This window comes from Streptomyces sp. (genome assembly GCF_050698815.1).
GTDB lineage: Bacteria > Actinomycetota > Actinomycetes > Streptomycetales > Streptomycetaceae > Streptomyces.
Genome location: NZ_JBOHCV010000301.1, coordinates 1 through 11,777 on the forward strand (window position 1 = coordinate 1; position 11,777 = coordinate 11,777).

Here is an 11,777-nt window from a genome sequence, read left to right on the forward strand (position 1 = left end):
TCGGCGGGGCGGCGGCGCCGGTCGCCGCACCGGCCGGCAGCGGGCCGATGGCCCGGCTCCACCAGGCGAGTTCGCGCTCGCCCCTGGCCGCCGAACTCTCCGCCCTCCTCAACGAGACCGCTTCCGCGACCGCCGACCTCATCGGGGCCGGCGCCGGCGCCCGCCGTGGCACGCTCCCCGCGCGGGGCAGGCCCGCGTCACCGCCCATCCCGGACCGTACGAGCCCGGACCGTACACCGTCGTCGGCCGGCCCGCCGCCGTCCTCGGCCGGCCCGGCCACGCAGCCGCCCCCCGACGTGCCGGCGGTGCTGCGCGTCGACGTCGCGGAGATGCCGTACCTGCTCGACCACTGCTTCTTCCGGCAGCGGCCCGACTGGCCCGACGACGCCGACCGCTGGCCGATCGTGCCGGCCACCACGGTGATCCGGCATCTCATGGACATCGCCGAACGTGCCGTGCCGGGGATGCGCGCGGTCGCGGTGCGCGAGGTGCGGCTGCTGAAGTGGATCGAGGCGATCCCCGCCGCCGATGTCCCGGTCACGGTACGGCGGTTGGCTCCCGGTCAGATCGAGGTGGCCCTGACCGGCTCCTCCCGCGCGATCGTCGAGCTGGCGCCGGACCACGCCGCACCGCCGGTGCCCTGGACCACCGAGGCGGCCACCGAACGCGTGCCGGACATGCGTGCCGAACAGCTCTACACCGAGCGGTGGATGTTCCACGGCCCTCGCTTCCAGGGGGTCAGCGAGCTGACCGCCATCGGCGACCGGCACGTACGCGGCGTGCTCACCGCACCACAGGCGCCCGGAGCCCTGCTGGACAACGTCGGACAGCTCCTCGGCTACTGGATCATGGCGACCCTCACCGAGCGCACCACCGTCTTCCCGGTGAGCATGGACCAGCTCCGCTTCCACGGTCCCGAGCCGCGCGCGGGAGAGCGCCTGACCTGCTCGATCCGCATCACCGAGGTCACCGACAGCACGCTCACCGCGGACATGCAGCTGGTGCACGAGGGCCGGGTGTGGGCGGAGCTGACCGGCTGGACGGACCGCCGCTTCGACACCGACCCGGGCATCCGGGCGGTGGACCGCTTCCCCGGCGAGCACACGCTCTCCACGCCGCATGCCGAGGGCTGGAGTGTGGTGTACGAGCGCTGGCCCGACCTGGCGACCCGGGAACTGATGATGCGCAACGTACTCGGCGGCGCCGAACGCGCGGGCTACGCCGGGCTGCCGCCCGTCCGCAGACGGCAGTTCCTGCTCGGAAGGATCGCCGCCAAGGACGCGGTGCGCGGCCTGCTGTGGGGGGAGGGCGCCGGCGAGATCTACCCGGCCGAGATCTCCGTGCACAACGACGAGGACGGCCGGCCCTTCGTCCGCGGCGTGCACGGCCGCGAGGTCGGCGACGACCTGGTCGTCTCCCTCGCGCACCGCGCGGAGTGCGGGGTGTCGATCGCCCGACGCGGCCCGTGCGGCATCGACGTCGAGGAGATCACCGTACGGCCGCGGGCCACCGTCGAGGCCGCCTGCGGTACGGCGGAACTGGACCTGCTGCGGGGGCTGGTGGAGGAGGGCGAGCCCGAAGCGCTGTGGTTCACCCGCTTCTGGGCGGCCAAGGAGGCCGTCGCCAAGGCGCGTGGCACCGGACTGCGCGGCCGTCCGTCCGACTACCGCGTGGTGGCGGCGGAAGCCGGCCGGCTCCGCGTGCTGACCGGGGGCGACTCGTACGAGGTGCGGGTGCGAGGAACGAGCAATCCGCCGGGGCTGCCCGAGCGGCACTACGTGGTCGCGTGGACGGCCACCGAGAAGGAAGCAGGAGAGTCAGATGACCACTGACGCGACCCGGTTCGCTACGGGACACCCTCCCGAAGGGGCACCGCCGGCGAGCACGGCCACGGCCACGGCCGTAGTCACGGCCGCCGACGCGGCACCGGAGGCCGTACTGGCGGACGTCGCCGGCATGCTGCGGGCCCTGCTGGAGGACTACGGCCTCGACGACGCCGAGATCGGACGGGAGACCACCTTCCACGACGACCTCGAACTGGAGAGCATCGACCTGGTGGCCCTGGCCGGTTCGCTGCGCGAACGCTACGGCGACCGGGTCAACTTCGCCGCCTTCGTCGCCGACCTCGAGCTCGACGAGATCATCGCGCTCACGGTGGGGCAGCTGGCCGACTTCGTCGTGGCCTCGCTGCGCGCCACGGAACAGGGCTGACCGATGAAGATCGCCACCGGCGAGATCACCACTCACGTGCAGCGCCTTCCCGCGGAACGCGACGGGCGCCGGGGCGAGCCACCGGTCGTGGTGTTCGTCCACGGCCTGCTCACCGACAGCCTGGCCAGCTACTACTTCACCCTCGGTCCCGCCTTCGCCGCCGAGGGCATCGACGTGATCATGTACGACCTGCGCGGCCACGGGCGCAGCGAGCGGCCGGCCACCGGATACCGGCTGGAGTCCTTCGTCGGCGACCTCGCCGGACTGCTCGACGCCCTGGGGGAGACGCGGCGGGTGCACGTCGTGGGCAACTCCTTCGGCGGCACGATCGCGGCGGCGGCGGCCGCCTGGCACCCCGACCGGGTCGCGACGGTGACCATGATCGAGTCCGAGCCGCCCGTCGCGGAGTGGACCCGGCACATGGCGGACGGGCTGGCGGACGCCAAGAACCAGCTCGCGCACGAGGAAGTCATCGGCTGGATCAAGGCCCACCACGGCGCCCACACCGCGCGGCTCTCCCGCGGCGCGAGCCGCATCCTGCAGACCACCACGCTGGCCGAGGACGTCCCGGCGGGCCGGATCATCGACGACGATCTCGCGGCGATCGGCTGCCCCCTGCTGGCGATCTTCGGCGACGAGTCCGGTCTGGCCGCCCAAGTCCCCGCGCTGGAGGCGAAACTGGAGCGCTGCCGCACGGTGATCCTGCCGGAACAGGGACACTCCGTCCTGGTGGAGCGCACGGCCGACACCCGGGATCTGCTGCTGGATTGGATAGCGGAGCACGAACTGGCCGGGGCGGCACGGTGATCCGTTTCCTGTTCGTCGTCCCTCCGCTGGTCGGGCACACCAACCCACTGCTCGGCGTCGCGGACGAACTGGCCCGGCGGGGCCACCGGGTGGCGTGGGCGGGCTACGCCGACCAGATCCGCCAGCTCGCGGGCGCGGATGCCGTGGCGTTCGACTGCTCGATGCCTGACGCCGGCCTGATCAGGCCGGCGAAGCTGACCGGCCCGGCCGCCTTCCGCTTCCTGTGGGAGGAGTTCTTCCAGCCGCTGGCCGATCTGATGGCCCCCGGCATCGACTCGGCGATCGAGGCGTACGAGCCCGACGTGATCGTCAGCGACCAGCACGCCGTCGCGGGAGCGCTGGTCGCCGAGCGCCGCGGGATCCCGTACATCACCTCCTCCACCACCTCCGCCGAACTCACCGATCCACTGGCCTCGATGCCCAAGGTGACCGCCTGGCTGAACGAGCTGCTCGACTCGCTGCGCGCGCGGATAGGCGACCCGGCACAGAGCGACGACCCGCGGTTCTCGCCGTACGGGATCGTCGCGTTCACCGGGCGTGCCCTGCTCGGTGACGCGCCGCTGCCCCACGACCGGGTGCGGCTGGTGGGGCCTGCCATCGCACCCCGGGTCTCCCGGTCCCCCTTCCCGTGGGCGGAACTGGACCCGCGCCGCCGTCAGGTGCTGGTGACGCTGGGAACGGCCAACGCCGACGCGGGCGGCCGGTTCCTGGCCGAGGCGGTCACCGCGCTGGAGGCCATGCGCGAGCGCGTGCAGGGTGTCGTCGTCGACCCCGGCGGCACGCTCGCCCGTACGGGAGCGCCGCCGGTGCCGCCCGGCGTGCTGATCCGCGAACACGTTCCCCAACTCGAGCTGCTCGAGCGCGTCGACGCCGTCGTATGCCACGGCGGACACAACACCGTCTGCGAATCGCTCTGGCACGGCGTCCCGCTGGTGGTGGCTCCCATCCGCGACGACCAGCCGATCGTCGCGGGCCAGGTGGTCGACGCGGGCGCCGGGGTACGGGTGCGCTTCAACCGGGTGGACGCCGCCCGGCTGGGCGCCGCGATCGAGACCGTACTGGACCCGGCCGGCGGTCACCGGGCGGCGGCCGGGGCGATCGGCCGGTCCTTCCGCGCGGCGGGCGGCGTGGCCGCCGCCGCGGACCACATCGAGCACACGGCCGCGCGGCACTCCACGGTGCCGACAGGCTGACCTCCGTCGACCGCCGAACTCAGGACCCCACATGACGATGGCTCCCGGAACCCCAGAGTCCCTGGGGATCTTTCAGGTCACCCAGGACCGGGCCCGGCCCGCGCCGCCACAGCCCGATCCCGGCGCGCCGGACGGCCAGGGCGGTCACCCGCGGGCCAGCATCCTGCGCATCGACCACCGCAAGCGGGCCCCGCTGCGGGTGCTGATGGGGTACGCGCGTCCCCACCGGGCGGTCCTGTTCGCCACTTTGCTGCTGGTGCTCGCCGCGAGCGCGGCAGGGCTGATGCAGCCGCTGGTGGCGCAGCATGTGCTGAACAGTCTCGGCGACGAGGGTGACGTCGCCGGCCCGGTCGCGCTGCTGGCCGGACTGGTGGTGGCGGGTGCCGGACTGACCGGGCTCCAGTCCTGGTGGCAGCAGCGCACCTCGGAGCGGGTGGTGCGGAAGGTCCGTCAGGATCTGGTATTCCGGCTGGTCCGGCTGCGGGTCCCCGAGCTGGACCGCCGTCCGCCGGGCGACCTCATCGCCCGGGTGACCTCGGACAGCACCCTGCTGCAGAACGCGGCCACCGAAGGGCTGGTGATGGTCGCCAACGGCGTGCTCAGCATCCTCGGCGCGGCGGTGCTGATGGGCGTCGTCCATCTCGGCCTGCTGACGGTGACGGTGGCGGTGCTGGTGGCCGTCGCCGTCGTGATGGGGCTGATCCTGCCCCGTATCCGGCAGGCGGTCGTGCGGGCGCAGGAGTCCATCGGCGCGGTGGGCTCGGCGCTGGACCGTACGCTCGGCGCCGCCCGGACGGTGAAGGCCAACGGCGCGGAGGACCGGGAGACCGAGGTCGCGGGGAAGGCGATCCAGGGCGCCTACCGGGCCGGTCTGGTGGGTGCCAAGTACGTGGCGATGGTCAAGATCCTCTCCGGCCTGTCCATCCAGGCGGCCTTCCTCGCCGTACTCGGCGTCGGTGGCGCGCTGGTCGCCGCCGGCGAGCTCGGGGCGCCCGAGCTGATCGCCTTCCTGCTCTACGTCTTCTACCTGGCGAGCCCGATCGGCTCGCTGGTCGCCGGGATGGGCATGCTGCAGCAGGGCCTCGGCGCGGTCGGGCGCATCGAGCAGGTGAAGCGGATGATGGTCGAGGCGGACGTCGACGAGGAGGCCGGACTCGCGGGCCGGGCCGTCCGGCCCGACCGGTCAGTGGCGGCCGGCTGGGCCGGTGCCGGTCCCGCGGGGGCGCTCACCGTGCCGCCTCCGGTCGTGATGCCGCCTCCCGCGCCGCCGACGATCGAGTTCAGGGACGTGCGGTTCTCCTATCCCGACCGCGGACCGGCCCTGCGCGGTGTCTCCTACACCGTCCCCGGCGGCACCCAGACCGCCCTGGTGGGGCTGTCGGGCGCGGGCAAGACCACGATGTTCGCGCTGCTGCAGCGGTTCTACGATCCGACGTCGGGCCAGATCGTCATCGACGGCACGGACATCGAGAGCCTGCGCCGGGCCGAGGTGCGCAGGCGGATCGCGTACGTGGAGCAGGACTCCCCGGTGCTGGCCGGCACCCTCGAGGACAACCTCCGGTACGCGGCGACGGGCGCCACCGACGAGGACATCGCGGAGGCCCTGCGGGTCACGCGGCTGGACGCGATGCTCGACCGCCTTCCCGACGGACTGCGTACGGAGGTCGGCAACCGGGGAGTCACGCTGTCGGGCGGTGAGCGGCAACGGCTCGCCATCGCACGGGCGTTGCTGCGCAAACCGCAGGTGCTGCTGCTGGACGAGGCCACCGCCCAGCTCGACGCGCGCAACGAACAGGCGCTGCGGGAGGCGGTGGATCAGGCGGCCCAGCGGTGCACGGTCATCCTCATCGCACACCGGCTCTCCACGGTGACCCACGCGGACCAGATCGTGGTGCTCGAACACGGCCGGGTACGCGCGCTCGGCAGCCACCAGCAGCTGGTGGAGAACGACGCGCTCTACCGCGAACTGGCCGCCTCGCAAATGCTCGTGGGCGAGGGCGGCGGCGCGGCGGACGGTCACCTCGCGCAGGCGGCCCGCTGAGCCGGTCATTCGCGGCGCGGCAAAGCGGGCGCCCGCCGGAACCCGGCGGACGCCCGCACTCCCGCCTTACTCACGGCGGTGTTTCTCCGTTACTTCCGGCTCACCCCATCAGCGGGCTGAGGGCGGCGAGGTAGCCGTCCCGGTGGCCCGCCACGTTCGGGTGGTAGGACTCGTTCAGCTTGTCCCATTCCAGACTGGTGACCCATTCCGATCCGCCGGAGCAGATCGTGTGCGGGTCGAAAACCGGCCGGGCATCGAGGAATGTGAAGCCGGCCTCCTGTGAACGCGCCGCCATGATGTCGGCAAGCGTGTCCGCCGCCGAGTTCAAAGCGGTGCGCTCGGTGTCACTCAGACCGAGAATGCCGCAGTCACCCCCAATGGTGTAAAGCCGCGGATATCCGACGACGATGACCTTCGCGGACGGAGCCGCCGCGCGTACCTTGGCGTAGGTCTGCGCGAGGGCGGGTGACAGTGTGCTTGTCGCGGCGGCCTTGGCGGCGTCGACTCCGGCCAGGCAGTCGGCGTCGTCCGCGGTGAGAATGCAGTTCTTCAGCACGTCGACGAAACCGACGTCGTTTCCGCCGACCTGGACCGTCACCAGGGACGTGTCCGCGGTCAGCTGGCCGACCTGCGTGTTCATGATGTCGGCCGTGGTCGCCCCCGAGCACGACGCCTCCACGAAGCCGACGTTGGGGTTCGCGGCGGCCCAGAGCCTGGGGTAGGCGGTGGGCCCACGACGGCACGGGTCGTCCGGGTTGTCGTAGGTGTTCGTGCCCATCGCGACCGTGTAGGAATCTCCCAGTGCGACATATTTACCCTCTGCCGCATTTGCTCCTGGCGCGACGATGAACACGGCCACCATCGCCAGCAGGGTGGCGAACAGTAATTTTATCGATCGCATCTAATTGTCTTCTCCGGGTGTGGGGGATGTGAACACCAAAGAATTAGCAGCCGGTGCGCCCGCTGAATATAGGTGAACCCGTAATGATTGGGTCACGATTTCATAACATGCCGTTCCGTGAAACATGATCACGCATTCGCTCCGTGGCAATGCGGTGGAATTCGGGCGCCCTTCTCTCAAACATTTACTGGCTCATTCCAGGGGAAATTGTGAGCGCTATTTCGGGCTCGGGGAATCGATCGATGAACCTCTGTGGAAGCGGCACGCCGTGTCGGTGGCGGCGCCTGACCGACAGGCCGTCAGTTCACCGGACGTCTGTCGAGGAAGCCCTGGCGTTCACGCCGGGGAGGAATCGGCTCCTGGGGTCGGCGGCACGGAGTGCCGCCGTATCGCTTCGTTGCAGGTGAGGTCGCGTTGTCAGTGGCCTTGGTTAGGTTGGCTGGGTGAAGTTGGTGGTGCAGGTGAAGCTTCTTCCGTCGCCGGATCAGGCGGCGGCGCTCGAGGCGACCCTGGTCGCGTGTAACCGGGCGGCTGACCGGGCCTCGGTGACCGCGTTCGAGGTCGGAGTGTTCTCCCGCAACGCCTTACAGAAGCTCGTCTATGTCGAGTTGAAGGCTGGTTTCGGTCTGTCGGCGCAGCCGGCGGTGCGCACGGTGAAGAAAGTCGTGGACGCCTACAGCGCGCTCCGCGCCAACGTCCGCGCGGGGAACCTGGGGCCTGCCGGGTCGAAGCGGCGCCTGAAGGCGCAGTCCAAGCCGATCGCCTTCCGTCCCGGGGCGGCGCAGCCCTTCGATGACCGGTGTCTGTCCTGGCAGCACGACGCCTCGACGGTCTCGATCTGGACAGTGCACGGTCGCCTGCGGGGAATCCGCTACACCGGAGAGCCCGGCCAGTTGGCCACCCTCGCCAAGTACCGCAAGGGCGAAGCGGACCTGGTGGGCCGGGACGGAAAGTGGTTTCTGGTCGCCACCTGTGAGATCGAGGCCGTGCCGCTCAACTCCAGCCCGGTGGACTGGATCGGGGTGGACCGGGGCATCGTCAACCTGGCCACCACCAGTGACGGGGACAATTACTCTGGACGCCGGTTGGGACGTTATCGCAGGTGGCGGCAGCGCAAACGAGCCGAGTTGCAGGCCAAACGCACCCGTTCCGCCAACCGCAGGCTTGCGCGGCGCAGGCGGCGCGAGCAACGCCACGCCACGCACACCAACCACAAGATCAGCAAGATGATCGTGGCCGATGCGCAACGCACCGGACGCGGAATCGCCCTGGAAGACCTGGGCGGCATCCGTGAACGGGGACGGCTAAACGCGCACCAGCGGGCCCGACTGTCCACATGGCCCTTCCACCAGCTCGGCCAGCACCTGGCCTACAAGGCGGAACGGCCGGAGTCCCCTTCCTGGAAGTCGACTCCGCCTACACCTCGCAAAGATGCCCCCGGTGCGGGCACACCGCGAGAAACAACCGTCCCCACCGGGACACTTTCTGCTGTCGTCGATGCGGGCTCGCTGGCCCCGCCGATGTCGTCGCCGGGATCAACGTGCGCAACCGCGCACGCTCGGCGTGGGTGTTCGTCAACACACCCGTACCACCAGGGACCTGATGCCCTGGACCGGTAGATGCGACCCGTGGCCGTCCCGTCGTAGGGGACAGCCGGGAGCGCAACCCGGCTTGAAGCAACCGAGCAGGCAAGCTCGGTCCCTTCAGGGCCGAGAAGTTGACGATCGCAACACGTAGCCCGCCTCCCGTGTGGTCCCTGGTAGACCTGGGGGCGTGAGCGAATCTCCTTCTCCTGGCACCCCTCCCGAGCCCGAGTCCCGGCCGCGGTCGTCCCCCGGCCGCGAGCCCGGCTCCCAGGACGCGAGCGTGGCCCGACTGCAGCGCAGACTCGCCGAGTTCGCGGCGGCCCGGGACTGGGGGCAGTACCACACGCCCAAGAATCTGGCGGCGGCGCTGAGCGTCGAAGCGGGCGAACTCGTCGAGATCTTCCAGTGGCTCACCCCGGAGGAATCGGGCCGGGTGATGGCCCGGCCGGAGTCCGCCCACCGGGTCGAGGACGAGGTCGCCGACGTCCTCGCCTATCTCCTCCAGTTCTGCGAGGTGTTGGGCATCGACGCGCTGGCAGCGCTGGCCGCGAAGATCGAGCGGAACGAGAAGCGTTTCCCGAGCACCGGAAACGGTCACTCTATGGAGTGAGGAACGTGTCCACCCAGGGCGAGTTGTCCACAATTTTCTGAAATCACCTGGTGGGCCTGCTCTTTGATGACTACTCTGAGTAGCGATCAATGAAGGGAGGTGGTGCAGGTTGGACGCTGAAGGGCTCATCAAGGCCACCCGGCATGCGCTCGTGGAGTGCACGTCGGTGCCCGGCATCGTCGCCGAGGCGTGGCAGACACAGGCACTCGCCGAAGCGATCGGGAGCCATCTCGCGGTGAACGGACCGCAATCGGTGCGTGCCGAGGCGCTCGGGCTGAGTGAGATGGGCGTCCGTGCCCGCGGCTCGCCGCCTGACGCCGTGTCACGGGGGGCCAGGGGTGTACGGGCCGAGCGGCTGACCGGGATCCAGGATCAGCGGTGCGCGCTGGCCGACCTCGGCGAGCTGCTGGCCGAGGTCGGGGTGGCACTGGTCCTGGTGGCCGTCTCGGCCGAGGAGGAGGGGCTCTACTGGCAGTGCATCGAGGCCATCGACGTCGCGGACGAGTCCGGTGACCGGGTGGCGGGCATGCTCCGCCGGCTCCAGCTCCAGGAGCACGGGGGTGCGGCCTGAGCCGGGCCGTGGCCGCGGAGCAGCAGCAACGCGTCAGGAGGCAGGATATGAATCATGAAACTGCGCATCTTCACCGAACCCCAGCAGGGCGCCGACTACGACACCCTGCTCGCGGTCGCCAAGGCCACCGAAGAGCTCGGCTTCGACGCCTTCTTCCGGTCCGACCATTACCTGGCCATGGGCGGCTCCGACGGTCTGCCCGGTCCGACCGACGCCTGGATCACCCTTGCCGGACTGGCCCGGGAGACCAGCCGCATCCGGCTCGGCACGCTGATGACGGCGGCCACCTTCCGGCTGCCCGGTCCCCTCGCCATCCAGGTCGCCCAGGTCGACGCCATGTCCGGCGGCCGGATCGAGCTGGGACTGGGATCGGGGTGGTACGAGGAGGAGCACGCGGCGTACGGAATCCCCTTCCCCGAGGAGAAGTTGGGACGGCTCGAGGAGCAGCTGGAGATCGTCACCGGGCTGTGGTCCACGCCGGCCGGTGAGAAGTTCAGCCACGAGGGGAGGCACTACCGGCTGACGGATTCGCCCGCGCTGCCCAAGCCCGCGCAGCGGAAGGTGCCGGTAGTGATCGGCGGTCACGGCAAGGTCCGTACGCCGCGGCTCGCCGCCCGGTTCGCCGACGAGTTCAACATGCCCTTCGCCTCGCCGGTGGACACCGAGCGGCAGTTCGCGCGGGTGCGAGCGGCGGCGGAGCAGCAGGGACGGTCCCCCGACGACCTCCACTACTCCAGCGCGCTGGTGGTCTGCGTCGGCAAGGACGACGCCGAAGTGGCCCGCCGGGCCGCCGCCATCGGCCGCGACGTGGCGGAGCTGAAGGAGCACGGCCTGGCCGGATCGCCGGCCGCGGTCGTCGAGAAGATCGGGCAGTACGAGCGGGCCGGTGTCTCCCGCATCTACCTGCAGATCCTCGATCCGCGCGATCTCGACCACCTCCAGCTGATCTCGGACCAGGTGCGGACCCAGCTGCCGTGACGCGTCCCCCGTTCCCGCTCGGCGCCGCCCTGGCCCGGGGTCCGCTCGTCCTGGACGGAGGACTCTCCGACCAGCTGGCGGCCCAGGGCTGCGACCTGTCCGGCGAGTTGTGGACGGCACGGCTGCTGGCCGACGACCCCGGCCAGATCGAGGCGGCGCACGCGGCCTATCTGCGGGCGGGCGCGCGGGTACTGATCACCGGCAGCTATCAGGCGTCCTTCGAGGGCTTCGGCCGCCATGGGAGCGGGCGGCGGGAGGCCGGTGCACTCTTCCGTCGCAGCGTGCGACTGGCCCGGGCGGCGGCGGCCAGGGTGGAGGCGGACGCCGGGGCGGATGCCGGGACGGGTGCCGCGGGTCCGGTGTGGGTCGCAGCCTCGCTCGGCCCGTACGGCGCGACCCGTGCGGGCGGCGGAGAGTACCTCGGCCGGTACGGGCTGAGTGTGCGGGAGCTGGCGGACTTCCACCGGCCGCGGGTGGCGGCGCTGGCGGAGGCGGAGCCGGACGTGTTCGCGCTGGAAACGGTGCCGGACGTGGACGAGGCGGAGGCGATGCTGCGCGCCGTGCGGGGGTGCGGCGTACCGGTGTGGCTGAGCTACACCATCGACGGGCGGCGTACCCGGGCCGGGCAGCCGCTCGCCGACGCCTTCGCGGTGGCGGCCGGCCAGGACCAGGTCGTCGCGGTGGGAGTGAACTGCTGCGCGGCGGCCGACGTGGACCACGCGATCGAGGTGGCCGCGGCCACGACCGGCAAGCCGGTGGTCGTCTATCCCAACAGCGGTGAGCGCTGGACGCCGCGCGCCGCGGGTACCTCCACACGCGGCGGGTGGCACGGCGCGGCCACCTTCGCCCCCGGCGCGGGTGCCGCGGGCGGCGCCGGGT

General features: G+C 71.2%; 11 protein-coding genes. 10 read left to right on the plus strand and 1 reads right to left on the minus strand.

All coding sequences use genetic code 11. The features are described from left to right. From ACRDP3_RS10835 to ACRDP3_RS10855, 5 genes are all read left to right on the plus strand, one after another. The coding region (locus ACRDP3_RS10835) for a 4'-phosphopantetheinyl transferase superfamily protein (RefSeq protein ID WP_431516665.1) at positions 1 to 1,832 on the plus strand (1,832 nt) is incomplete at its 5' end. A gap of 124 nt (positions 1,833 to 1,956) precedes the next feature. Then, complete coding sequence (locus ACRDP3_RS10840; RefSeq protein ID WP_431516675.1) at positions 1,957 to 2,211, plus strand: acyl carrier protein; 255 nt, start codon at positions 1,957 to 1,959, stop codon at positions 2,209 to 2,211. Positions 2,212 to 2,214: 3 nt separating this feature from the next. Beyond that, a complete protein-coding gene (locus ACRDP3_RS10845) occupies positions 2,215 to 3,018 on the plus strand; it encodes an alpha/beta fold hydrolase (protein ID WP_431516666.1) in 804 nt (267 codons plus the stop codon). Beyond that, positions 3,015 to 4,211: a glycosyltransferase gene (locus tag ACRDP3_RS10850; protein WP_431516667.1), complete on the plus strand. Its 1,197-nt coding sequence runs from the start codon at positions 3,015 to 3,017 to the stop codon at positions 4,209 to 4,211. Before ACRDP3_RS10845 ends, ACRDP3_RS10850 begins: the two co-directional genes overlap by 4 nt. A 31-nt stretch (positions 4,212 to 4,242) precedes the next feature. After that, positions 4,243 to 6,252, plus strand: a complete 2,010-nt coding sequence (locus ACRDP3_RS10855; RefSeq protein ID WP_431516668.1) for an ABC transporter ATP-binding protein — start codon at positions 4,243 to 4,245, stop codon at positions 6,250 to 6,252. 100 nt (positions 6,253 to 6,352) lie between these two features. Here the strand turns inward: ACRDP3_RS10855 and ACRDP3_RS10860 are convergent, their stop codons facing one another. Next, positions 6,353 to 7,153: an SGNH/GDSL hydrolase family protein gene (locus ACRDP3_RS10860; RefSeq protein ID WP_431516669.1), complete on the minus strand. Its 801-nt coding sequence runs from the start codon at positions 7,151 to 7,153 to the stop codon at positions 6,353 to 6,355. A gap of 443 nt (positions 7,154 to 7,596) precedes the next feature. Here ACRDP3_RS10860 and ACRDP3_RS10865 point away from each other — a divergent pair, with 443 nt between their 5' ends. The 5 genes from ACRDP3_RS10865 to mmuM form a co-directional block, all read left to right on the plus strand. Beyond that, a complete protein-coding gene (locus tag ACRDP3_RS10865) occupies positions 7,597 to 8,772 on the plus strand; it encodes an RNA-guided endonuclease TnpB family protein (RefSeq protein ID WP_431516670.1) in 1,176 nt (391 codons plus the stop codon). 247 nt (positions 8,773 to 9,019) lie between these two features. Beyond that, positions 9,020 to 9,349 (plus strand): nucleotide pyrophosphohydrolase, encoded by a 330-nt coding sequence (locus tag ACRDP3_RS10870; protein WP_431516671.1) that lies wholly within the window; start codon positions 9,020 to 9,022, stop codon positions 9,347 to 9,349. Between the two features lie 109 nt (positions 9,350 to 9,458). After that, positions 9,459 to 9,920, plus strand: coding sequence for a DUF6099 family protein (locus ACRDP3_RS10875; RefSeq protein ID WP_431516672.1), 462 nt, complete (start codon positions 9,459 to 9,461; stop codon positions 9,918 to 9,920). 54 nt (positions 9,921 to 9,974) lie between these two features. Then, positions 9,975 to 10,898 carry an LLM class F420-dependent oxidoreductase gene (locus ACRDP3_RS10880; RefSeq protein WP_431516673.1) on the plus strand — a complete coding sequence of 308 codons (924 nt, stop codon included), beginning with the start codon at positions 9,975 to 9,977 and terminating at the stop codon, positions 10,896 to 10,898. Next, the coding region (gene mmuM / locus ACRDP3_RS10885) for a homocysteine S-methyltransferase (protein ID WP_431516674.1) at positions 10,895 to 11,777 on the plus strand (883 nt) is incomplete at its 3' end. The genes ACRDP3_RS10880 and mmuM, both read left to right, overlap by 4 nt.